Genomic DNA, 22,423 nt, shown 5'->3' with positions numbered 1-22,423 from the left:
GGCTTCGATAAAAGCCGCCCACTTCCGGTTTAGTGCAGTGCTGCCGCTTATCGGGCGTTTTGCGCCACGGCGGGCTGGCCTATCCACTTATCGCGCTCTCGCCATAGTGCCGGCAGAGCGAGGGCCGCAATCGAGACCACTGCAATCAGGGTCTTGGTCAGCTGCGACAGTTCCGGCGTGCGAGCGTCGATGTAGTAGACGAGATAAACGATAGCCACATGCCAGACATAGACCTGGAGTGAATGGCGGCCGAGAAGTTGCAGGAAGCGCAGTGTGAACACCCAGGTTATACCCTCCGCGATCCGGCGCACGGCAGCGTTATGGTGCTTGTCGCCGGCAATCAACAACCATGCGATGCCATAGGCGGCCGCGGCGAAGTTGATCACATAGACAGGCCCGAAATCGGCACGAATCTCCATGCTGGCGAACCGATCCATCACGACATCCGGCAGAAGGCCATTCGCCGTGAGGAACCGCAGCGGAACGAAGAACAAGCAGATAGCCAGCGCCGCTTTTACCAGAATGGTGCGCTCAGGTGAAAACACCTTCTTCCACTCGATAGCCTTCGTCGCCGTCAAGACACCCATCACCAGCGCCGAGAAGAACACCAGCTGCCAGCCCAGGAGGTTGAAGCTGACGCGAATGCCCTGTTCGTCCTTGCCCATCGCTATATGGTTGAGCGGCTCGGTGAAAATCCGATGCAGCCCGAGCTGCCCAGCCATCCAGATCAGGAACGAGCCTATCAGAACCTGCGGCCACTTTCCCTTGATGCAGAGCCACACAAGGATCGGCGAAAACAGCATGTAGACGATATATTGCGGCAGTATGTCCATGAATGTGGGCTGGAAGACGAAGGTCGCGATAGCAACGAGGCGCTTGGGATCGGTGAAGCTCGTATCGCCAAGCCAGTTCCACCAGGCTTGATAGCCGCCCGGAAGCACCATCCGCACCAGCAAAGCAGCGATCACCAGCCCCATTGCATAGCGGTAAAGTTCGAAAGCGCGACCCATGATCTTGTCGCGTCCCTCCGACCAGCCGCCCTTCATCATCTTCTTGGCATAGACCAAGCCGATCAGCAGGCCGGACAGGAAAACGAAGCCCTGCGCGTCCTCGACGAAGGCAAATTGCCGGTGATTGATTTCGACCAGCCAGAAGCTGCCTACGAAAATGAGGTGATTCAGCAGCATGAAGACGAGGAAGTATCCCCGCATGCCGTCTATAATATCAAAGCGCTTCATTCGGTCTATGCTCCTGCCGATACAGCACAATGGCTGCCTGCTGCGCGGCGGAACCAGTCAATCGCACCCAAAACAGGGGCATCGAGCCCGGACCGTCACCATGCTGCAACGCACTACATAGCGATATGTTTCGGGAAGAGCGGTCACATCGGGTTTCCGGAGGTCACTATATTTTATGAGCTCGCGACGTTTTTATTGCGATGCATGAGGGAACCCGCAGAAACAACGGCGTTTTTTCTGCTGAAGACGTCTCAGGAGCCTACATATGATCTGAGATTATTCGCCTCGGCGTTCCGCCACCATCACGCTCAATGCCATGCTCAATGTCATGGTTGCAGCCAGGGACCGGAACCCGGAAAAATCCGATTCGGTCACCTCGAACCAAATCAGGGCGTTTCGCGCAAGCGGGGAGAACGCACTGTCGGTGATCGCGACAACCGGCACGCCACGGTCCCTTGCCATTCGCAAATACTCCATCGTCGTCGGCGCGTAGGGCGCGAAACTGATCGCGAGCACCACATCCCGCTCGGTCGCGAAACCCAACATCTCGGCCTGAAGGCCGGCGGCGGATTCGATGATCTGGCTGCGCACCTTCAGCTTACCCAACGCATAGGCGATGCTGGTGGCAACCGCATACGAGCGGCGCTGTGCGACGATATGGATCGTCTCGGCGGCGGCGAGCAGGGAGACCGCCTTTTCAAGCTGAGCCTCATCGACACCGCGCAGCATGTCGTTCAGCGACGTCTGGGCCGCGGCCACAAATCCCTCGAGCACCGCGCGGTTGCCGGCACCCTGTTCGGTGCGCGCCCGCACGGCGCGAAGGCGCTCGTCATAAGAGCCGTTGCGCTCGCGGATTCGTTCCCGAAACACCGCCTGCAGGCTGGTAAACCCATCGAACCCAAGCTGCTGGGCAAAGCGGATAAGCGTGGAAGGCTGCACGCCGGCTTCGGCCGCGATGCTGGCGGCGGTGCCGAAGGCGACGGCATCGGGGTTGTCGAGCGCATAGGCGGCGACTTGTGCGATGCGCTTTGGCAACGTTTCCCGGCGCTCCAGAATAAGCGCTCGAAGCTGATCGAAATCCTGGGGGTGGATTTGATCCATCGCTGCGCCATTGTCGCTGTTCATGAAGATACCGCCATTCGAACCATCGAAATTCAGCCGACTTCTATCCACCCCGCTGATCGCCAATGGCGTCAGCCCATCACAATGGTTTTTCCTTCCTTGACCGAACGCAGCGCCGCATCGGCGAGCTTCAGAGCGGCAAGACCGTCCTCGCCGCTCGGCGATGGCACCGTACCCGCCGCGCGAGCCTCGATGAAGGCGGTGAGTTCGGCTGCGAACGCGTCGACGTAGCGCGTCATGAAGAAGTCGTGCAGAGGCGGACGAGTGTAGCCTTGAGCATTGGCGATTTCGATGGAGACCGCTCGCTGATTTTCGGCTTGGACCATACCTTCCGAGCCCAGAACCTCGATGCGCTGATCATAGCCATAGGTGGCCCGACGCGAATTCGAGATGACGCATTGCTTGCCCGAGGCAGTTTCGAGGATAACCGTCACGCTGTCATAGTCGCCGGCCGCGCCGATAGCCTTGTCGACCAACACCGAGGCATGAGCGCTCACCTTGACCGGCTCTTCGCCGAGCAGAAAGCGCGCCATGTCGAAATCATGGATCGTCATGTCGCGGAAAATGCCGCCCGAGCGCGCAATGTACTCGACTGGTGGAGGGCCGGGGTCGCGCGAGGTGATGCTGACCATCTCGACCGTGCCGACGGCACCGTCGTCGATTGCCTTGCGGACGGCGGCGAAGTGCGGATCGAAACGACGGTTGAAGCCGACCATCAGCACCGCGCCGGTGTCCTTCACCACCTCAAGGCATTGCTCGGCCCGCTTGACATCGAGATCGACCGGCTTTTCGCAGAAAATCGCCTTGCCCGCGCGTGCAAAGCGCTCGATCAAGTCGGCATGGGTGTCGGTAGGGGTGCATATAACCACAGCATCGATATCGGATGCTCGCTCGATCGCCTCAATGGTGCGGACCTCAGCGCCATAGGACGAGGCCAGCGCGTTGGCGGCATCTTCCATGGCGTCGGCCACGGCCACCAGCGTTGCCTTTTGGTTGGAACCCACCGCGCGCGCATGAACCTTGCCGATGCGTCCCGCGCCCAGCAACCCGAAACGAACCGTCATTCTAACTATCCTCCAATGGAGCGGCAGGTCCCTGTCGACTCCGAGATTGTGTTGCTATTATCATCACGCTACGGTTCCGTCGGGAAATGCGGAATAAACGAACCACGCGCGACATATTGTGAAATATTTATTCCATTTTAGGAGATGTCGTCAAGCGACAGAACTGGTGATCCTCAGCTTGCTCTGCATCACAGCCGACTTCACAATGGTTTGAGCGTCCGCGGGTTTGCGGATGGATTATGTCATGCCTATGTGATTTTATGCTGCAACGCAGCAACAAATGAGAACGACCGCCAGAACGGCGTCGACAATCTAAAAGCGAATGCTAATCGGATGACCGACAGACACCCTCGTAAGCGGATGGAACTTAAGATCGCGGTCGCCGCCGTGATCGCTGTGATTATTATCGTTGCGCTGGCGTGGTGGCGGTTTTCTTTCTGACATCGTGCTACGGCAGCTATTCCTCGACGCTGAGCAGACAATACGCCCTCGTTCGCAGCCTTGGTTCGACCTTACGCGGCGAGCCCTCGCGCTTCCTTAAAAGACACGAGTTTCTGGTCGGTCTCGTCCCAGAGGACGAGCTTCACGCAGCGCAGGCTCTCCATAATCGTGATGCGCCCCATCTCGCCCAGTTCCGGATAGTCGTTGAGAACCTCCGGAAGCCGGTAAAATGGCACCTTGCTGGCAAGGTGATGGACGTGATGGATGCCGATGTTGCCCGTTATCCAGCGAAGAACCGGTGGAAGATCGTAATGTGAGGCACCATGGACGGCCGCGTGAGCGAACTGCCATTCCGGTGGCTTTGACCAATGCGTTTCCTCAAACTGATGCTGGACATAAAACAGCCAGACGCCAGCCGCGCCAGCCAAAAGCAGGATCGGAAGGTGAACTGTAAGAAACGGCAGCAGTCCGATCGACCAGATGAGCAGGCCGGCAACCAGTGCGACAGCGGCATTTGTCGCCATTGTCGAAACCCACGGCAGCGCGCCCGATCGCATCATGCCGAACGGAAGCCGCTGTTTGAACAGGAACAGCCATGCCGGACCGATGCCGAACATGACGAGAGGATGCCGATAAAGTCGATATCCCATCCGCCCCAAACGCGACAGCGCTCGGTATTCGAGGATGGTCAATGTGGTGATGTCGCCGACGCCCCGCTCGTCGAGATTACCGGCAGAGGCATGATGCTCGGCATGGGCGCGCCGCCAGTAGTCATAGGGGGTGAGCGTCAGAATGCCGATCGCTCGGCCCGTCCAGTCATCGAACCGGCGGTGTCCGAAAAACGAGCCATGCCCGCAATCGTGCTGGATGATGAACAGGCGAAGAAGAAAGCCGGCAGCCGGGATGACCAGAAGCAGGCCGATCCAGTATCCATAGTGCACAGCGGCCCAGGCCGATATCCAGAACACCACGAACGGTATAGCGGTCACAGCCAGTTCGAAGAGGCTACGGCCTTTCCGCGGCTGGCGATACCTGGCGAGGATTTTCAGCCATGCTTTCTCCGCATTGCCAGACTGTGCTTTGAAAGCGGGGGTAGCGGTCGTCAATCTGAAATTTCCTCTTGGTGCCGGTAGGCTGTTGTTGCAGACGACTGGACGCGAACAATGTCAGGAGCGTGTTCACGTCCTTATTTGACGCCGATGGAATAAAGTAGGGGTGAGCCGTATCACAGATGGTCACGCCGAGGCCGCGGAAATAGCTTAGGGAGGCAGAAAAAAGGGCCAGGCGATTGCCTGACCCACTTATCACTTACGCCGACCGCTGTCAGCGAGATGCTTTATACAGTTTCGCAGCGATTTCCATCATCTCTTCAGGCGCGTAATCCGGCGTGAATGCCGAGGGAACACCGGTCAGCTGCTGAATCTTGCCGCCGTCAGGCATACCTTCAATCACCTCGAGTTCGCCGGCCGGATCATCCGGCAGAGCCATCTCGCCCTGTCCCCAGATTCCGGCGATGTCTTTGTAGTCATCGGGGCTGAAGGTGTAGAGCCGACGATGCGAGCCCTCGTCGAGATATTTCTGACACTCGGGAATGTTTCCAAGCGGAATGTTCGGCGTAGGCAGCATCTTCTCGATCTCCACGCCCGTCAGGTTCTTGATCGCCAGAGCGTAGGCATGGGCGTGAACCGAACCGCGCACCAAGAGATAACCGCAAACCTCCCGACCGGTCGGATCCGTCAAGGTCTCGTAGACACGCAGCTTGTGCAGCCGCGCACCGCATTCGAGGTGGAAATTGTGGAGGAGATCGACGATGACGTTGCCCGTCGTGGTCACGAAATCCATGTTCCAAGACGCGCCATTGCTGTTCATAGGCATGGCGCCGCCGGCATTGGATGAGAAGGCGCCGGCAAGCCGAATGTCCTTCATCGCCTCATAGGGTGCTCCGGAAATGTCGCCACCGTCCTCTTCGTCAGCTCCGACGAGGTCTGGACCGTTGTTCAGCATCGCAACACCGTTGCTGACCAGTTCGACATGGCCGAGTTCTTCAGCTGTGATGGCAGCAACCAGGCTGTAAAACGGCTTCAGCTTCGACTTGCTGCGAAAGTTGAAGCTCTGAAACAAATAGTTGTTGAGCGTGGACATTTCGCCGTATTTTCCGCCCAGCAGTTCCTGGAGGGCCGCGCCGGCATTGGGGTCTGCTCTCAAAGGAGCTGGCAGCTCTATCTGCAGCTTATCGACACGTAAAAACATATGACCGGTTCCATCATGTTAGGGGATGTTCTCAGCGACAACTGCCAAAACAACCGGTCGTTCCTGTTTTTCTTTCTTAGAACCTATTAAAAATGACGTAGGTTCAAAAAATTTCGAGAAAATATGTAATGATTACCAGTAAAGATCTATGCCTCAATTCAATCAAAACTACCTTTGGCCAAGATGATGGTGGGCTGATTCACACCGCGGCGGACCGGCTCTGCTGGGCCCGATAGCCAAGATTCGCGGATATTTTTTCCGCAGCCGACAGCAGTTGGCGGACCTGCTCATTCGACGGTGTGCTGGCGATAAATTGTACCGAGTCAGTCAGGGCGATCGCGCCGACATAACCGCCCAGCGCGTCGAAGATAGGCGCGGCAAGCGCGTTCAGCCCGACCATCGCTTCATTCGGCGCCACGGCCCAGCGGCGTTTGCGGGTGATCTCGATTTCATCGCGCATCTGTTCTGGGTCGGTGATTGTGTAGGGAGTACTCATTTCAAGACCCGCCGAGGTCAGTTGCGGCAAAAGCATCTGGTCGCCGAAGGCCAGGGTGACCTTCCCTTGCGCGCTGGAATGGTACTGCAGGATGGAACCCGGCTTGACCGCAATTTCGATGTTGGAACGGCTCGGCATCAGCAAGAGAATGCGCATGCCTTCGCGCTCGGGCTGGCTTATCGCCACGGCATGACCGAGGCTGTCGCGCAGTTCGCGCGCGGTATGGCGGGCGGCGGAGGCCAATTCGAAACTCTCGCTGACCGCCTGCCCCAGCGCCATCAGCCGGGCGCTGACATTGTAGCGCTCAGTGTCTTCGTTTCGAACCAGATAACCAGCGCTAACCAGTGTCTGAATATGTCGATGGATACGGCTCTTCGTCGTGCCGAACACGCGCGATAGTTCCGAAATGCCGACGGAGGCCTGATGCTGCGCAATATATTCCAAAATATTCAGCGCGAACTCGACCGCCTGGATACTGGTCCCTTTCGACTTATCGTCCACAGATCGTTTACCCACTGTTCAAAGCTTGCGATGCCCTGTGTGTTGACCGTATCGCGAAGCCAAAGACTAGTTTTGATTCGGTATAGGGTAATCCGCTGCATTTAGCACCCAATTCGGCTGCTTTGAGAAATCCATGCGCGGCGGCGAGAAAATATCGACCAACTGGTTGAGCCCAGCATCCATGCCGCGCGACGTGTGGATAGCGGGCGGCGGAATGACTGTGAGCGACGGCGAGCCGCACAGCGCATGCTCGTCCTCGCGCCAGACGCTCAGATCTGTCGTCCACGGCCAGCGGAGATGATGGGTGAAGGAGCCGTCGAGCGACAGCGAGCCCTGCTCGAAATCATCATGGTGATGTGGCGAAAGCTTGGTGGTGTCGCGCGGTCCCATCTGGGGATCAAGGAAGTTCACCATCAGAGTGGTGCAGCGGAAAATGCGACCAAAGCGCCCAGGTTCCGGCGGCACGTCGAGGCTATAGGCACGGATTTTGTAGCCGCCAACGGGTTCGGGCCAGGCCTGGAACGGTGGAATGTTCGGATGCGCCTCAGCGTAGGATTCGACGTTCGAGCATAGCGCACAAAGGTCGGCGGAGGCGGTGGAGAAAATGCGCACGACACGGCCGCCTTGCTCGACGTTGATGCTGCTATCTCCCGGGGGGACGATCACGAGAGTGTATCCCTCGACAGTCTCCGTCTGGCCGTTGGCGCTGACCGTTACCGGTGTCTCCCGATCGGGAACGAGAAGGACATACTCATCGACCTGCCCCACGCGCTCGAGAACCGCGCCGGCTTCCGCGTCAGTATAGGCGACGAGAAAATTCTGTCCGCGCGTGAGCCAAGTTCTTTCACCCGACTTAGAAAGCTGAGGCTGCATTTCGTAAAACAGGCCGAAGTCCGCCCCTGCGAATGTACTCGCCGTGGATTTCGAGGCTGCTGCCAGCGTGGCTCTCGGATCGCTCTTGTCGTACATGCTTGTCCTCCGCGCATGACAAAAATGTTGTAATCGTTCCTTTCTACAGAACGACATCACCGTTGTTGAACATCAATCGGTATTGGGATGTCAAGCGCTCCTCCTGCAAGAAATGTATTGCAGGAGGATCAGCCGAGCGCTTGACAAAAATAAATCGCCATGCGCTATTCATAGGAACAGCGTTCTGCACTACGAAACGGAGGAGTCGTTAATGCATACCCGCCGCCAAGTTCTTGCCATGTCTGGCGCAGTGGCAGCCACACTCGCAATGCCGAGCATCGCGCGTGCCGCCCCCATCAAAATGATCCTTGCACATGCCACAGCCGAGGTTCACCCCGGCCACATTGCGGCTGTGGAGTTCAAGAAGGCGCTTGAGGCACTTTTGCCTGGCGCAACGGACGTCCAGATCTTCTCCAACAGGCAGCTCGGCGACGACAAGCAGAACCTGGAGTCGGCTATTTCCGGCACCATCCAGCTTGCGCTTGCCAGCGGCGTTCTGTTCCCATTGGTGACCGGCCGTGACTCACTCAATGCCTATCAGTTGCCATTCCTGATCCGGGACTACGACCACATGACCAAGATGGCGACGAGTGAAGTCGGGCAGAAGCTGCTTGACGATCTTGAGCCTGCCGGCATCGTCGGCCTTACAACGGTCGACATCGGCCAGCGGCATTTCCTGTCGACCAAACGCGACGTCCGCACGGTCGCCGACTTCGCCGGCCTGAAAACCCGCATCGTTCCGGTGCCCCTGCACAAAGAGATTTGGGAAACGGTCGGCACCTCACCGGTTGGCCTGCCTTATGGCGAAGTCTATGGCGCGATGGAGACCGGCGTCCTCGACGCGGTGGAAATCAACGTCTCGTCGATCGTCGGCGAAAACCTGTGGGAAGTCGGCAAGAAGCTGACGCTGACGGGGCATTACCCCTGGCACACGATCATCTGCGCCAACAAAGCGTTCTTCGACGGCGTGCCCGCCGAAATCCAGCAGGCGATGAAGCAGGCTGGCAAGAACTGCATTCAGCCTACGATGGACTACACCAAGAACCAGGACCTCACCGGCCGTGAAGACCTCAAGGCCAAGGGCGTGGAAATCCACGGCCTCGAGGACTTGACCTCAATGCGTGAAAAGGTGGCGCCGATCGTCAGCCAGTGGAGCGAAAAGTCGCCGCTGATCGCCGAATTCGTCAAGGTCGCCCAGACTCCAGCCTGATCCGCGTCGCAAGCTTGCCCGCTCTGCAAGGAGGCACGGCGGGCAAGCATTTCAAGCATCATGGAGGAGACGCCGATGGAGGCGACCGCCACTGCGGCTGGGCCAAGCCGCAATCCCCTGTTCCATTTCTATGCCAATGCGATCAAATTCATCGCCGGCAGCTCGATGCTGGTGATCGTGGTAATTATGATCGTGCAGGTCGCAGCGCGTTATCTGTTCAACGCGTCGCTGATATGGGCAGAGGAACTCTGCCGCTACATCCTGATCTGGCAGACTTTTCTGCTCATCGGCTTTGCCTACCATCAGGGCGAGTTGGTGGCGCTCGATATGCTCGGAAAGCGGGTAAACCCCTACGTCAAGCTGCTGATTCGCTTCATCGTGTCAGCGCCAGTCTGCGTCTTTCTCTATTTCATCATCGTATCCGGTTGGAACAATGCCGTCCGCTTCACCGGTCAGAGCATTCCGGCGGTCGATTTCATCTGGACATCGCTGACCGGCGCTCCCGCCGGTCTGCCGGTGTTCTGGGTCTATGTCGCCGTTCCGGTCGGCTGTTCGGTACTCCTCATCCATTTCGTCGTCAGGTTTGCGCTGGACGCCTATCGCGTCGCGACGGGCCAGGACACGCACGATCAACCGGCTCCGCAAGAGGAGATTCTGCCGCTATGATCGGCTTTCTCGGTATCTTTCTCTTCTTTCTCATCCTCGGGATACCAATCTCGCTGGCGCTCGGCACGGGCGGCCTGATCTATCTCTACCTCACGGGCAACGGTGCGCTGGTCATGGCACTGCCGCAGCGCATGCTTGCCGGCGTCGACCAGTTCGTGCTGTTGACGATACCGCTGTTCCTCTTGGCCGGCAGCCTCATGAATTTGGGCGGCCTGAGCGGACGCATGATCGGCTTCGCCAATGCGCTGGTCGGTCATTTCCGCGGCGGCCTGTCGCTGGTCACCGTGCTTGCCAGCACGCTGTTCGCAGGCATTTCGGGAAGTGCTATCGCCCAGGCTTCGGCCATTGGCAGCTTCATGATCCCCGCCATGGCCAAGCAGGGCATTCCAGCCGCCTATGGCGCAGCACTCGTCGCCATGAGCGCGGTGATCGACCCGCTCATTCCGCCCAGCATCACCATGATCATTTTCGGCGTGTTGTCCGGCGCATCCATCGCGCAAATGTTCATCGCCGGCGTCATACCCGGCATCCTTCTGGCGCTGGGCCTGCTGGGCTATGCCTGGTTGAAGGCTGCGCGCAACGATTACCCGCGCATGCCGCGCGTGCCGTGGAACGAGCGTGGCAAAGCGCTCGTCGCGGCCATCCCAGCACTTATGCTGCCTGTCATCATCGTCGGCGGCGTGAAGTTCGGCATCTTCACCGTGACCGAGTCCGCGGCGGTGGCCGTCGGCTACGCATTCCTCGTCGGCGCCATGCACCGCGAACTGTCCATGGCGAAGCTTTGGCAGGCGCTCTACACCACCGCCATCGCCACATCCGGCCTGTTGTTCATCCTGGCCATGGCCAGCATCGTCGCCTTCGCCCTGACCATCGAACAGGTCCCGACCAAATTTGCCGATACGCTCCTGAGCATCAGCGACAACAAGCTGGTCGTGCTTTTGATGATCAACATCATGCTGCTGATCCTTGGCAAGTTCCTCGAGCCGATCTCGGTGATGATCGTCACCATGCCGATCCTGCTCAAGGTCGCAGACATGATCGACATGGACCTCGTCCAGTTCGGCGTGATGGTCACTCTCAACGTCGTCATCGGCATGGTGACCCCGCCGGTAGGCGTCTGCCTGTTCGTGGTTTGCGCCATATCCGGCCAGTCGCTCGGAGCGGTCTCCAGAGAGGTCTTGCCGATGTTCCTGATCTGCCTGGCTTTGCTGGCGCTGATCGCCCTGGTTCCGGCGGTGACGCTTTGGCTGCCGCATCTGATGATGCCCGCCCCGTAAAAGCACCGGCCGAACTTTCAAAGGATGCACATTATGACAAAGACAGAAGACAAGACCGGATTTCGCCAGCGTTTCAGAAGCGGCGACCATCTGGTGGGCACATTCGTCAAGACGCCCGTCACCCATGTGATCGAGATCATCGGCGCTGTCGGCTTCGACTTCGTCGTCATCGACGAGGAACACGCACCCTGGGACCGGGTTACCATCGATGCCGCGTTGCTGGCAGCGCGCGCATCGGGGACGGCGGGCATCGTTCGCGTCGCAGAACCCACACCGTCAAAAATCCTGTCGGTGCTGGACGACGGTGCCGCCGGCGTACTGGTCCCGCATGTCTATTCGGCCAAGAAAGCCCAGGAAATTGCCGCCGCCTGCCGCTATCGCGGCGGAAAGCGTGGCTTTTCCAACACTACCCGCGCCGGTGGTTACGGTGCTGTCGGCCTTTGGGACCATGTTGCGGCGGGGGATGAAAACGTCACCCTGATCGGCATGATCGAGGATCCCGAAGCGCTCGATGAAATCGATGCCATCGTGGCCACGGAAGGGCTCGACGGCGTCTTCATCGGCCGAGGCGACCTGACGGTGGCCATGGGCGCGGCAAGCACCGACGCTCCTGAAATCAAAAATGCCTGTACCCGCATCATCGCGGCCGCCAGGAATGCCGGCAAGCCGGTAGCCGTCATGGTCGGCACGGCGGAGGAAGCCGCGCGCTTCCGGGAGATGGGCGCCAGCGCCTTTATCGTCTCGTCCGACCAGACCTTCATGCGGCAAGCAGCAATGCGCGCCTTTGCGGATGTCGCGGCAGTCGGCCGCAGCTAATCCGCTCTCGAACACCAGGAAAAGGATCGCCTCAATGGCTGACGCCAACACCACCTATCCGACCATCGTCCCGCTGGAGCCGATGGACCCTGCCCGCGCTGCCGAAGTCGCCAGGCTTCTCGTCGGCGCGGTCGATCTCCACTGTCATTCCGGCCCAGCCGCCATGCCGCGCATTCTCGGCCATACGCAAGCGTTCCAGGAAGCTGAGGACGCCGGTTTCAAAGCGCTGCTTTACAAGGACCACTACTATGTCGGCATGCCGCACTGCGCTGTTCTGAAGGACATCTATCCGGACTCGAAGGTCGAGTTGTTCTCGGGCGTGGCGCTCAACAACGCCTCGGGCGGCATCAATCCGCACGCTGTCGATCACGCGATCAAGCTCGGCGGCAAAATCGTCTGGATGCCGACTTTTGCGGCAAGCAACCATATCCAGGCCTATGCGGCCAAGAGCTTTCCGAAAACCGCGAAGCCGATGCTGCCGCCCATCCCGCTGACGGTGCTCGACGCCAACGGCGAACTGATCGACGAGGCCAAGCAGATCTGCGACCTTATCGCGGAAGCCGACATCATTCTGGCCGGGGGCCATCTTCATGTCAGCGAATTGTTCGTCCTGTTCGAAGAAGCCAAAAAACGCGGCGTCAAGAAAATGATGGTCAACCACCCGACCTACATCATTGGCTGCTCGGACGACGACATCCGCTCGCTCGTTGGCCTCGGCGCTTATATGGAACACTCGATCTGCATGTTCGTGCCAAGCCGCGCCAAGCAGCACGAGCCGAGCGACCTGGTGCATCTGATGGAAGTCGCCGGTGCCGACCGCACCATTCTTGGCTCCGATCTCGGACTGACGCAGGCGCCGAAGCCCGTCGACGGGTTCCGCATGATCGTGTCTAATCTGCTCGACCTGCAGGTTTCGGAGGAGGATATCCGCAAGATCACCTCCGCCAATGCGGCCCGCCTGCTCGATCTCGCAGCCTGACCTCGAATAGGAGTAGCCGTTATGGCAGCCCGGAAAGTCATCATTACCTGTGCAATTACGGGTTCGATCCACACGCCCTCCATGTCCCCGCATCTGCCAGTGACAGCCGAGGACATCGCCGAAGCCGCCATCGGCGCGGCGGAAGCAGGTGCTGCGATCGTCCATCTTCATGCCCGGAACCCCGAAAACGGGCTGCCTGACCAGTCGGTCGAGCGCTTCGCGCCGTTTCTCAGGGTGATCAAGCAGCGGTCGGATTGCGTGGTGAACATCACCACCGGCGGCGCTGCGACCATGACGATCGAGGAGCGGTTGAAGCCGGTCGCCACGTTCAAGCCGGAGGTCGCCTCGCTCAATATGGGGTCGATGAATTTCGGCCTGTTTCCGATGCTGGACCGTTTCAAAAACCTTAAGCACGCGTGGGAACGAGATTATCTCGAAGGTTCGCGCGATCGTATCTTCAAGAACACCTTTGCCGACATCGAAAAAATCCTGACCACTTGCGCAGAGAACGGTACGCGCTTTGAGATCGAGTGCTACGATATCGGGCACCTCTACACGCTGGCGCATTTTGTTGAGCGCGGTTTGGTCAAGCCGCCGTTCTTCGTCCAGAGTGTGTTCGGCATTCTCGGCGGCATCGGCACGCATCCCGAAGACGTCATGCACATGAAGCGAACGGCGGACCGTCTCTTCGGCGACTCCTACCGTTGGTCGGTGCTGGGTGCCGGCCGCCACCAAATGCCGATTGCCACGCAGGCAGCTGCCATGGGCGGAAATGTCCGCGTCGGGCTGGAAGATTCGATCTGGAACGGGCCGGGCAAGCTCGCAACATCCAACGCCGAGCAGGTGACGCGCGTGCGCGGCATCATTGAGGGCCTGGGCCTAGAAGTCGCCACCCCCGCGGAAGCCCGCGACATCCTGCAACTCAAGGGCGGTGACAGGGTCGAGTTCTGATCCCGCCGCGAGGTTTTCCTTTGAACGTACTGATCGTCTACGCCCATCCCGAGCCGACCTCTTTCAACGCAGCCCTTGCAAACCATAGCGCGGAAGCCCTGCGCGCCGATGGGCACGAGGTCGTGATTTCGGATCTTTATGCAGATGACTTCAACCCGGTGGCGGGTCGTCATGACTTCTCCACCGTCGCAGACCCCGACCGGTTTCACTACCAGAGCGAACAGGCTCTGGCCGCCAGCAAAGGGTCGTTCTCCGACGAGATCAGGCGCGAGCAGGAGCGGGTCTTGGCCGCGGACCTTCTGGTTCTGCAGTTCCCGCTGTGGTGGGGCGGTCCGCCGGCCATCCTCAAGGGCTGGTTCGAGCGGGTTCTGGCCTATGGTTTCGGCTATGTTGACGGCGCGCGCTTCGACACCGGCCTGTTCAAGGGACGCCGCGCGCTTCTCTCGGTAACGACAGGTGGGACCACGGCGCGCTTCGGTCCCGAAGGCGTCTATGGCGAAGTCGACCGCGTCCTATGGCAGACCCAACGGCTGACGCTGCAATATATGGGCTACACGGTCGAGGAACCGTTCATCGCCTACGGCACGCCGCGTATCGGCGACGAAGGCCGCAAGGGCTATCTCGACAACCTTGCCTCCCGTCTTCTCGATATTGCCAGCAAGCCGGTCGACCGCGGCATCCGGCCTACTGACCCCTTGGCACTGGTTTCGGAGAATGCTTGGGCAAAGCAGGGGTGAACTTCCGACTTCTATCTCGGGGCTGTGACCTGACGGGACCGACTACAGCTTGCAAATATTCATGCCCGAAACCGGCGTGGCCGATTTGCAAAGACAGCCTCATCGACTAGTGAAGTCTAGGTTTCACTTCTTGTCCGGACAGATCGATGCGATATCTCGGTGCTCTCGGCCTCGCCATCGCGACGCTTTCTGTCGCTGCGTGCCAATCCGACGGCGTGCATGTCACGGAAGAAAGGGTCATCGGATCCGAGTCCTGGGGTAGAGGCTCAGATGACGCGCACTGCCGCGCTTGGGGAGCAGCACCTGGAACCGAATCCTATTTTGCCTGCCGCGCCAGACTGGATCGCGACGACGACAGACAGGACCCCTATCGCTCCACACCGCGTGTCGTCCAGATTTCCGACTTCCAGGCCAAGGATGAATGTGAGAGACGCGCCCGCGCCGAGGCCCCCGGCCCCATTCTGGAGCGCGTGAACCAGACGGTTTACGAATCCGGCAACAGCAAGCGGGTTCCGATGGTGTTCAAGGTAGGCCCCGGCGGACAATGGCAATATTCCCACATCGTCAATGTGGAATGCACCTTCACCAACGGCTCCATGAGCAATTTCAGACTCTACTAGTTGCCCGCTCCTTTGCGGCAGCCACAGCCTCTATCCCTTTCGCTACGGAGAAATCTTGGTGAGCATGACGAGTAGAGCGGTCCAGTGGAACACTCGGGCGAAGTTAGCCCTGCCGGCAACCGCTTTCGTGCTGGCCGTGGGATTGCGCCTGGCCGGCTTGCGGCTGCACAGCTTCAGCTTGCCCGTCGAAATCATCTTGTCGGTAGCCGTGGTCGCCTTGGTCTTCACCACGGTCTTTGCCGTGGTCGCCCATGCCGAGACCATTGCCCATCGCGTTGGCGAACCCTATGGCACGCTGGTCCTGACCTTGGCTGTGACGGCAATCGAGGCTTCCGTCATCGTGTCGGTGATGATGCATGGCGAAAACAACAACCCCACGCTGGCACGTGAGTCCGTGTTCTCAACCGTGATGATTGTGTCTTGCGGAATTGTTGGCATTTGCCTGACATTGGGCGGCTGGAGACATCGTCACCAGGATATCAAGCGGCAAGGCACCAACGCGTTTCTGGGCGTATTGATCGCGCTGGCGGTGCTGACCTTGGTGCTCCCCAATTTCACGCTCGATAGTACGGCGTATGGTAACTTTACGCCACTGCAGTTGACCTTTGTCGGCACGATCTCTCTCTTGCTTTACGCGAGCTTCGTGTTCGCACAGATGACACGCCATCGCGACGACTTCATCGAGGACCATCCGCATGCAAGGCACTCCGAGGGCGAGGCGCATCATGGCTCGATGGTCTTGAGTATCTTGCTGCTTTTGCTGGGCCTTGTCGGCATCGTGTTGCTGACGGAGATGGTGGCGGCAGGCATCGAAGAGGCCCTGCATGAATACGAAATCATCCAGACGGACGCCATCGTCGGCGCTTTCATCGCCACCCTCGTCTTGTTGCCGGAGGCTATGTCGGCGATCAAGGCCGCGCGCGGCAACGAGTTGCAGCGCAGCCTGAACATCGCGCTGGGCTCGGCCTGCGCCACAATCGGTCTGACCATTCCGGTGGTAGGCGCGGCAAGCCTTATACTGGGCAACGACCTGACGCTCGGCCTCGGCGCAGGCGATACCGTTCTACTGCTCCTGGCGCTTTCGATCAGCACCGTAAGCTTTTCGACGGGGCGTACGACAGTCCTGACCGGACTGGTACACCTCGTGGTCTTCTTCGCCTTCCTGTTCCTGATCGCCTTTCCCTGATCTGGCGAAGCTACACCAGCGGAGAACGATAATCCCGCCCGCCCCGCCGCAATGCGTGATCACGACGCGCCTCGTCCAGCAGGCCCGGCGTGCTTATCAGTTCCAGTGCGGTTCCGGCCATCGCGGCGGCGGCTCGTACCATTGAACGATGTGCAAGCTGCGATTTGCCTTGCGCAACCGCCTGCCAAGTGTGGCTCGGTGTACCGGCAGCCCATGTCGCCGTCCCGCATTCTACCGTCGGCACGATCCAGCTGACATCACCGACATCGGTCGATCCGGTGCCCTGAGCCATCCGGCCGTCATAGAGGCGCAGGCCAAGATGCACGGGAAGCCTGCCGTCCCCGACAGGCAGCAGCGCATCGGCTTCGAGCAATGCCTTACAATCGGACGCTTGAGACTGATGCAGCGTCGCCCGGATAGCTTCGGCGAAACTGCGCTCCTTATCGCTTATGTCCAATGGCCCGAGCCTCATCATCACGCGATGCATTACCTCGCACAGCACGGCGTTGGGCAGAATATTCGACGCACCGCCCTTGGGCAGGATGTCGACCTCGGTGCCAGTCATCAGGGCAGCACCCCTGGCGACATCGTCGACGCGTGCAACCAGATCGTGCATCTCGTCCAGTTCCGGTGCGCGGATCATGTAGAGCGCTTCCGCCTGAGCCTGCACGACGGCGGGCGCGGACCCACCCGCATCGGTGATCGCATAGTGAATGCGCGCATCGGACGGCATGTGCTCTCGCAGGAAGTTGGTACCGATGTTCATCAGTTCGAGTGCGTCCAGTGCGCTGCGACCCATATGCGGCGCCATGGCTGCATGCGCTGCCCGGCCTTTGAAGCGATAGGAGCGGTTGGAGACGGCGAGTGTCGAGCGCGCGCGTACTCCATTGAAAGCGCCGGGATGCCAACCGATGGCCACGGCGGCATCGTCGAACGCTCCGTCCCGAACCATATAGCCCTTACCCCAGCCGCCCTCTTCCGCCGGACAGCCGTAATATCGCACCCGCGCTTTGAAGCCCGCCTTTTCCAGCACGCGGGCCAATGCGGTCGCTGCCAGCATCGAGGCCGCGCCCAGCAAATTGTGCCCACAGCCATGCCCATTGCCGCCCGGCTCCAACGCGCGAGGCTGAGCAACGCTGGCCTCTTGGCTCAAGCCCGGCAGGGCGTCGAACTCACCAAGAAAGGCGATAATCGGCCCCTCCTCGCCGGCATCGGACGAAAAGGCGGTATCCAGCCCACCAAGCCCACGGCTTATATGGAAACCCTGCGCCTCCATCACCGCGATTTGCGCCACCACGGAGCGATGTTCCTCGAAGCAGAGTTCAGGCGTTTCCCAGATCGCATCGGCAAGACGGATGAAGTCCGGCGCAAGCCGCTCCAGTTCGGTGGCAAGCAGACCGGCTGCGTCGGCCACGGCTCAGCCCTCTCGCTTGATCGGAAGGATCAGGCGCGAACGGTGCTGTGGGTCGTGGTGGATCAGGTTCACGGCCTTGCGCGTGTGGGTGTGGCGGCCGATCGGCTCGCCCGTGTTCGGGTTTGGATCGAAGCGCGGGAACGACGAAGACGATATAAGTAGCCGCAACCGATGCCCCGGCTGGAAGGCATTCGAGGTCGGATAAAGCGTGAAGCGGATGCGGACCACTTCGCCCTCCTGCATCATCACGGGCGCGGCATAACTCTCACGGTAACGCACACGAAACAAGCTGTCGCACAGGTTCATGCGATAGCCTTCCGGCCATGTCTCCGATGAAGGATAGATATCCTGCAGCATGCAGTAGATGTCGGTATCTGGCGCATCCGAAGACAGGAAGATTTCGACTTCGGGGCTGCCCGTCACCTCCGTTTCAGTCTCGAACGGCGCCGTGGTGAACACCAGCACGTCTTCGCGTTCAGCGAGGTCGCCATAAGGCGGCTCGGCGAACATGCCGGCATGGGTCACCTGATCCGCAGCGCCCTGCAGCACGATGCTCTGGCGCAGGCTGATCGGATCGCCGGTGCGCATCATGCGCGGGAACGGCGGAAGGTTCTGCGTCATCGACGAGACGTTGCCGGCAACGGTCGGCATGGGATCCTCGGGATCGTAGAGGAAGCGGCTTGCCGCGGCAGCAGCCGGTTCGGCTGAAGACAGCGAAAGATCGCCATGCAGGAACCAGTCCTGTTCCTCGACACCGGACGGCGGCCATTGCGTGTCGACAGTCCAGTGCCCGCCATGGACCAGCTGGCCGGCGGCGTTGCGGCTGCCATCCCCGCCCATGCGGAAATAGCGGATCTTCGGCTGGTCGACCCAAGCGGTCTCGTCGCCCTTCAAGAAACGGTCGAAAAAGCGCAGCATCATATATTTGCGGTCTTTCGACAAATTGCCCTTGATCGGGGCTCCCTCGCCGAGGTCGACCTGGCCGATCATGCGGTTGTCGAAGTTCGGTCCACCATGCACCCCGCCGCCCATCAGCAGATATTGGTGGGAGGCGCGGGGCTCCATCGCCAGATAGTTCTCGATCGAGGACCGCGCATAACTGTCGTACCACGCGCCGGCATAGACTGTCGGAACGTCCGCCGACTGGTCGCGATACGGCTCGAAGTTGCGGCTCGGGTTCTGCCAAAATGGACCGTCATCGGCATTGCGGTAGAGGTCGAGCGCCCATTTCTCCCACTTCGGCAAGGGCGACAGCGGGCTGTTGCCCTCGCTCCATGGCAGGCGGCGGAACCAGTCGTACATCTTCTCTGCATTGCGCACCATGGCAGTCTGGATCGCGGGATCGGCGTGAGCTTCCTGGGCATGAATGCCATTGGTGACGGCCCAGGCGAGCCAGCGCAGTTCCAGCGCGCCGTGATGCCGCAACGCCGTCTTAAGACCGTTGGAGCCGCCCTGGTTGATCCACATCGCCTTGAGATGCGGCGGCCGAAGGAGGGCCGTGGCATTCTGGTTCCAGGCACGCAGCGATGAACCTTGCGTGCCGATCATGCCGTTGCAATACGGCCTTGTGGCCAGCCATTCGATGACGTCGTAGCCGTCTTCGCCGTCTTGATCGAGCAGGACGAAATCGCCCTCCGATTCATACCGACCGCGCGAATCCTGCACCGCATAGAGATAGCCGCGCTTGGCGAAATACTCGCCATTGCCGGCCTGCCCCGAAGGCCCCTTGCCTGAGCGCGTATCGTAGGGCGAGCGCGTCATCACGGCCGGGAACGGGCCGGGCAGCGGCTCGCCGTCCTTTGCCGGCCGGTAAATGTCCACCGACAGCTTCACCCCGTCACGCGCCACCACCTTGACGGAGCGCGATATCACCACGTCGTGAAACTGTTCGTCCTTTTGCTCGGCCATGGCAGTCTCCTTCATGCTTTGGTTTGGGTCAGGGCCCGAAACACGTCGAACTCCTGCTGACGCAGAAGGCGGCGCTGGATCTTGCCAACCGGGTTCTTGGGCAGCTCTGTCACGAACTCGATGCGGCGGGGATATTTATAAGGTGCTGTCAGGCGCTTGACGAAATCCTGCAGCTCTTTTGCCAGACTGTCCGTGCCCTGGTGGCCGTCATGGAGAACGACGAAGGCCTTCACCACCTCGCCGCGCTCGCTGTCCGGTGTGGGCACCGCCGCCGCCTCGCGAACAAGCGGATGCTCCACCAGCGCGTTCTCGACTTCCTGCGGCCCGATGCGGTAGCCCGCCGAGTTGATGACGTCGTCGGCCCTGCCCTCGTAGTAGAGATAGCCGTCTTCATCAGCCCGCGCATTGTCCCCGGTCAGGAAATAGGCCTGCCCGCCCACCGTCGTCATCGTCGATGCCGTGCGCTCCGGATCCTGCCAATAGCCCAGCATCAGATGCGGGCTCGGCAGGCGCAAGGCGATCTGCCCTGTCTCGCCGGGAACGGCTAGAACACCTTCGGTCGTGATCAGATCCAGCGTCACGCCCGGCAAGGCGCGCCCCATCGCCCCCGGACGAACCTCCGTATCGCGATAATTGGCGACCAGCATCAGCGTTTCGGTGAGCCCGTAGGCCTCAAGAACCGGACGGCCGGTCATGGCCTTCCAGCTTTCCAGAACTGGAGGATTCAGGCTTTCGCCCGCCGAGACCGTCAGCCGCAACGACGGCACAGGATTTGCGCCGAGATTGAGGGCTACAAGCCGGCGAAGCTCGGTCGCAGCCGCGCAATAGACCGTCACACCATAGCGCGCGATCAGTTCGAGCCGATAGTCGGCGTCGAAGGGGCCGTCATAGAACAGCACCGTCGAACCACGGCTCCACGGTCCGAACAGGATCGACGTTCCGGCCTTCGACCAGCCGGTATCGGCGGTGCAGAACATCACATCGTCAGGCCCAAGATCGAGCCAGTGCTCGGCCGAGCCCCGCCAGGCAAAAAGCGCGCGCGCCGCATGGGTGACGCCCTTGGGCAGGCCGGTCGAGCCGGAGGTATAGAAAATGAGCGCCGGGTTTTCCGCTTGAACAATGGCCGGCTCAAAACCGGTCGCGTCTTCGGCAAGCAAAGCCCCCAGCGGCTGCCAGGCTTCCGGTGCCGATGTTTCGTCACTGCTATCGCCGGGGAGCGACAACGGATCGACCGATATCCGCAAAACATCGGGCCGAGACGAGGCGAACTTGGCGATTTCTGCTGAGGTGGTGATGACTGCACGTGCGCCGGAATTGCTCAGCCGATAGTCGATATCCTTGGCGGTCAGCATGGTGACGCAGGGTATTGCGATCGCGCCGAGCTTCAGCACAGCGACCATGGCCAGTTGCCAGGCCGGGATGCGCGGCAGCATGATCAGCACTCTGTCGCCTCTGCCTACGCCACGCCGGGACAATGCGGCAGCCAGTCGGTCGGTCAATCCAGCGATTTCGGCAAAGCTATAGCTGCGCTCCAGCCCGGCGGCATTGCACCAGATGAGAGCGGGGGCGGCAGCGTTGCGAGCAGCATTAGCCGCCCAGGCATCGACGACATCGGTGCCGAAGTTGAAGGTTTCCGGCGGGTCCAGGCGATAGCTGTCCCGCAGGCTCTGATATCTGTCCATGGTCGTGTCCAAAACGGGATGCATCACGTCAGCGGCAGCGCGTTCAGGAATGCGCGGGTCTTTTCGGCCAGAAGGTCGGGCTGATCGCCCCAGATGGTGTGGTTGCTGTTCTGAATCACCTCAAGTCGGGCATTGGGGAAGGCGCGCACCAAATCCTGCGCCTGATTGCCGGAGAGCACGTTGGACCGGTCGGCATTGAGGATGAACACCTGTGCCGTGATCGCCTTGATGTCGGCGGACTGGTCCATCGACAGATTGAGAAACACCTTGGTGATCGCGCCGAGGTCGTAGGCCCAGCTCCAACTGCCATCGGCCTCTTCGCGGAAGTCGCCCTGCATGGCGAGCCGGTGCAATTCCGGGCTAAGCCCCGAGCGCTGCGGCAGGGCCATCGCATAGGCTTCCGCTTCCGCGCGGGCCGGATAGTTGCGCTGGCGTGTATGATGGGAGCGCAGATATTTGACGATCTCGGTATCGGAGACGAAGAAGCTGGGGTCGGAGAGGATCAAGCCGGCGACACGGCCGGGATTGGCAGCCGCGAAAGACACCGCGACCTGATTCCCGACCGAACTGCCGATGAGCGTGATAGCGGTCAGTTCCAGCGTCTCGGCCAGCTTAGCGATGTCTCCCGCCAATTCGGCAATCGTGTAGGTGGTGTTGGGACGGTCGGACGCGCCGTGACCGCGCATATCGACGGCGATGACCCGGGCTTCGTCCTTGAGGCTGGCGGCGAGATGACCCCAGGCGTGCGCAGTCATCGAGGTGCCATGCAGGCAGATAACCACCGGACCAGTGCCGCCATTGTCGAGGTAGCGAATTTTCACGCCGTCGAGGTCGACGGTATGCGAGGTCCAGTTCGGGTCGATGGTGGTGGCAGTCATGGCACTCTCTGCGTAAAA

The 22,423-nt window shown here is 60.2% G+C and carries 21 protein-coding genes; 10 read left to right on the top strand and 11 right to left on the bottom strand.

The features are described 5' to 3' along the window. Positions 1-47: 47 nt before the first annotated feature. The 3 genes from ICI42_RS10550 to iolG all read right to left on the bottom strand — a co-directional run bounded on the left by ICI42_RS10550 (position 48) and on the right by iolG (position 3,424). A complete protein-coding gene (locus ICI42_RS10550; RefSeq protein ID WP_188164542.1) occupies positions 48-1,238 on the bottom strand; it encodes an OpgC family protein in 1,191 nt (396 codons plus the stop codon). Positions 1,239-1,514: 276 nt separating this feature from the next. Then, positions 1,515-2,339: a MurR/RpiR family transcriptional regulator gene (locus ICI42_RS10545; RefSeq protein ID WP_188165040.1), complete on the bottom strand. Its 825-nt coding sequence runs from the start codon at positions 2,337-2,339 to the stop codon at positions 1,515-1,517. A 92-nt stretch (positions 2,340-2,431) separates the two neighbouring features. Next, entirely contained in the window at positions 2,432-3,424 is a 993-nt protein-coding gene (iolG, locus tag ICI42_RS10540) for an inositol 2-dehydrogenase (protein WP_188164541.1), read from the bottom strand. 144 nt (positions 3,425-3,568) lie between these two features. Here iolG and ICI42_RS10535 point away from each other — a divergent pair, with 144 nt between their 5' ends. Further along, on the top strand, positions 3,569-3,865 hold the full coding sequence (locus tag ICI42_RS10535; RefSeq protein ID WP_188164540.1) for a hypothetical protein: 297 nt from the start codon (positions 3,569-3,571) through the stop codon (positions 3,863-3,865). A gap of 71 nt (positions 3,866-3,936) precedes the next feature. Here ICI42_RS10535 and ICI42_RS10530 read toward each other — a convergent pair whose 3' ends face one another. The 4 genes from ICI42_RS10530 to ICI42_RS10515 all read right to left on the bottom strand — a co-directional run bounded on the left by ICI42_RS10530 (position 3,937) and on the right by ICI42_RS10515 (position 8,081). After that, a complete protein-coding gene (locus ICI42_RS10530; RefSeq protein ID WP_188164539.1) occupies positions 3,937-4,971 on the bottom strand; it encodes a fatty acid desaturase in 1,035 nt (344 codons plus the stop codon). Positions 4,972-5,188: 217 nt separating this feature from the next. Next, positions 5,189-6,115, bottom strand: a complete 927-nt coding sequence (locus ICI42_RS10525; RefSeq protein ID WP_188164538.1) for a manganese catalase family protein — start codon at positions 6,113-6,115, stop codon at positions 5,189-5,191. A gap of 199 nt (positions 6,116-6,314) precedes the next feature. Next, complete coding sequence (locus ICI42_RS10520) at positions 6,315-7,112, bottom strand: IclR family transcriptional regulator (RefSeq protein ID WP_188164537.1); 798 nt, start codon at positions 7,110-7,112, stop codon at positions 6,315-6,317. Positions 7,113-7,178: 66 nt separating this feature from the next. Next, positions 7,179-8,081, bottom strand: a complete 903-nt coding sequence (locus ICI42_RS10515; RefSeq protein ID WP_188164536.1) for a cupin domain-containing protein — start codon at positions 8,079-8,081, stop codon at positions 7,179-7,181. Positions 8,082-8,292: 211 nt separating this feature from the next. Between ICI42_RS10515 and ICI42_RS10510 the strand changes: the two genes are divergently transcribed. From ICI42_RS10510 to ICI42_RS10470, 9 genes are all read left to right on the top strand, one after another. Then, on the top strand, positions 8,293-9,291 hold the full coding sequence (locus ICI42_RS10510; RefSeq protein ID WP_188164535.1) for a TRAP transporter substrate-binding protein: 999 nt from the start codon (positions 8,293-8,295) through the stop codon (positions 9,289-9,291). 75 nt (positions 9,292-9,366) lie between these two features. Further along, positions 9,367-9,957, top strand: a complete 591-nt coding sequence (locus ICI42_RS10505) for a TRAP transporter small permease (RefSeq protein WP_188164534.1) — start codon at positions 9,367-9,369, stop codon at positions 9,955-9,957. Next, positions 9,954-11,234, top strand: coding sequence for a TRAP transporter large permease (locus tag ICI42_RS10500; protein WP_188164533.1), 1,281 nt, complete (start codon positions 9,954-9,956; stop codon positions 11,232-11,234). The genes ICI42_RS10505 and ICI42_RS10500 overlap by 4 nt, the downstream gene beginning before the upstream one ends. Before the next feature lie 33 nt (positions 11,235-11,267). Next, positions 11,268-12,050 (top strand): HpcH/HpaI aldolase family protein, encoded by a 783-nt coding sequence (locus tag ICI42_RS10495; RefSeq protein WP_210317141.1) that lies wholly within the window; start codon positions 11,268-11,270, stop codon positions 12,048-12,050. A gap of 34 nt (positions 12,051-12,084) precedes the next feature. Beyond that, positions 12,085-13,029: a DUF6282 family protein gene (locus tag ICI42_RS10490; RefSeq protein WP_230980274.1), complete on the top strand. Its 945-nt coding sequence runs from the start codon at positions 12,085-12,087 to the stop codon at positions 13,027-13,029. A 21-nt stretch (positions 13,030-13,050) separates the two neighbouring features. Continuing rightward, the gene (locus tag ICI42_RS10485) at positions 13,051-13,980 is read left to right on the top strand and encodes a BKACE family enzyme (protein WP_188164531.1); all 930 of its coding nucleotides are present in this window, start codon (positions 13,051-13,053) and stop codon (positions 13,978-13,980) included. Positions 13,981-14,000: 20 nt separating this feature from the next. Next, the gene (locus tag ICI42_RS10480; RefSeq protein ID WP_188164530.1) at positions 14,001-14,717 is read left to right on the top strand and encodes an NAD(P)H-dependent oxidoreductase; all 717 of its coding nucleotides are present in this window, start codon (positions 14,001-14,003) and stop codon (positions 14,715-14,717) included. Between the two features lie 146 nt (positions 14,718-14,863). After that, a complete protein-coding gene (locus ICI42_RS10475; protein WP_188164529.1) occupies positions 14,864-15,337 on the top strand; it encodes a hypothetical protein in 474 nt (157 codons plus the stop codon). Positions 15,338-15,401: 64 nt separating this feature from the next. Then, positions 15,402-16,523 (top strand): calcium:proton antiporter, encoded by a 1,122-nt coding sequence (locus tag ICI42_RS10470; protein ID WP_188164528.1) that lies wholly within the window; start codon positions 15,402-15,404, stop codon positions 16,521-16,523. A gap of 10 nt (positions 16,524-16,533) precedes the next feature. Here ICI42_RS10470 and ICI42_RS10465 read toward each other — a convergent pair whose 3' ends face one another. Genes ICI42_RS10465 through ICI42_RS10450 form a run of 4 tightly spaced genes read right to left on the bottom strand, consistent with a single transcriptional unit; the run spans position 16,534 to position 22,405 of the window. Continuing rightward, positions 16,534-17,937, bottom strand: a complete 1,404-nt coding sequence (locus ICI42_RS10465) for an amidohydrolase (protein WP_330999147.1) — start codon at positions 17,935-17,937, stop codon at positions 16,534-16,536. Between the two features lie 3 nt (positions 17,938-17,940). Beyond that, positions 17,941-19,845 carry a CocE/NonD family hydrolase gene (locus ICI42_RS10460; protein WP_188164527.1) on the bottom strand — a complete coding sequence of 635 codons (1,905 nt, stop codon included), beginning with the start codon at positions 19,843-19,845 and terminating at the stop codon, positions 17,941-17,943. 11 nt (positions 19,846-19,856) lie between these two features. Next, positions 19,857-21,527 carry an acyl-CoA synthetase gene (locus ICI42_RS10455; RefSeq protein ID WP_188164526.1) on the bottom strand — a complete coding sequence of 557 codons (1,671 nt, stop codon included), beginning with the start codon at positions 21,525-21,527 and terminating at the stop codon, positions 19,857-19,859. 23 nt (positions 21,528-21,550) lie between these two features. Further along, positions 21,551-22,405, bottom strand: coding sequence for an alpha/beta fold hydrolase (locus ICI42_RS10450; protein WP_188164525.1), 855 nt, complete (start codon positions 22,403-22,405; stop codon positions 21,551-21,553). Positions 22,406-22,423: the final 18 nt, after the last annotated feature.

It is taken from the genome of Oryzicola mucosus, from assembly GCF_014534685.1.
Lineage (GTDB): Bacteria > Pseudomonadota > Alphaproteobacteria > Rhizobiales > Rhizobiaceae > Oryzicola > Oryzicola mucosus.
The sequence above is the reverse complement of the archived record's forward strand: the minus strand, read 5'-3'. Positions and strand labels throughout refer to the sequence as shown.

What these genes read in the sequence shown, in the direction of transcription:
- ICI42_RS10550 (WP_188164542.1), bottom strand. Translation starts at nt 1,238, where the DNA reads ATGAAGCGCTTTGATATTATAGACGGCATGCGGGGATACTTCCTCGTC.
- ICI42_RS10545 (WP_188165040.1), bottom strand. Translation starts at nt 2,339, where the DNA reads ATGGATCAAATCCACCCCCAGGATTTCGATCAGCTTCGAGCGCTTATT.
- iolG (WP_188164541.1), bottom strand. Translation starts at nt 3,424, where the DNA reads ATGACGGTTCGTTTCGGGTTGCTGGGCGCGGGACGCATCGGCAAGGTT.
- ICI42_RS10535 (WP_188164540.1), top strand. Translation starts at nt 3,569, where the DNA reads ATGTCGTCAAGCGACAGAACTGGTGATCCTCAGCTTGCTCTGCATCAC.
- ICI42_RS10525 (WP_188164538.1), bottom strand. Translation starts at nt 6,115, where the DNA reads ATGTTTTTACGTGTCGATAAGCTGCAGATAGAGCTGCCAGCTCCTTTG.
- ICI42_RS10515 (WP_188164536.1), bottom strand. Translation starts at nt 8,081, where the DNA reads ATGTACGACAAGAGCGATCCGAGAGCCACGCTGGCAGCAGCCTCGAAA.
- ICI42_RS10510 (WP_188164535.1), top strand. Translation starts at nt 8,293, where the DNA reads ATGCATACCCGCCGCCAAGTTCTTGCCATGTCTGGCGCAGTGGCAGCC.
- ICI42_RS10505 (WP_188164534.1), top strand. Translation starts at nt 9,367, where the DNA reads ATGGAGGCGACCGCCACTGCGGCTGGGCCAAGCCGCAATCCCCTGTTC.
- ICI42_RS10500 (WP_188164533.1), top strand. Translation starts at nt 9,954, where the DNA reads ATGATCGGCTTTCTCGGTATCTTTCTCTTCTTTCTCATCCTCGGGATA.
- ICI42_RS10495 (WP_210317141.1), top strand. Translation starts at nt 11,268, where the DNA reads ATGACAAAGACAGAAGACAAGACCGGATTTCGCCAGCGTTTCAGAAGC.
- ICI42_RS10490 (WP_230980274.1), top strand. Translation starts at nt 12,085, where the DNA reads ATGGCTGACGCCAACACCACCTATCCGACCATCGTCCCGCTGGAGCCG.
- ICI42_RS10485 (WP_188164531.1), top strand. Translation starts at nt 13,051, where the DNA reads ATGGCAGCCCGGAAAGTCATCATTACCTGTGCAATTACGGGTTCGATC.
- ICI42_RS10475 (WP_188164529.1), top strand. Translation starts at nt 14,864, where the DNA reads ATGCGATATCTCGGTGCTCTCGGCCTCGCCATCGCGACGCTTTCTGTC.
- ICI42_RS10470 (WP_188164528.1), top strand. Translation starts at nt 15,402, where the DNA reads ATGACGAGTAGAGCGGTCCAGTGGAACACTCGGGCGAAGTTAGCCCTG.
- ICI42_RS10460 (WP_188164527.1), bottom strand. Translation starts at nt 19,845, where the DNA reads ATGGCCGAGCAAAAGGACGAACAGTTTCACGACGTGGTGATATCGCGC.
- ICI42_RS10455 (WP_188164526.1), bottom strand. Translation starts at nt 21,527, where the DNA reads ATGGACAGATATCAGAGCCTGCGGGACAGCTATCGCCTGGACCCGCCG.
- ICI42_RS10450 (WP_188164525.1), bottom strand. Translation starts at nt 22,405, where the DNA reads ATGACTGCCACCACCATCGACCCGAACTGGACCTCGCATACCGTCGAC.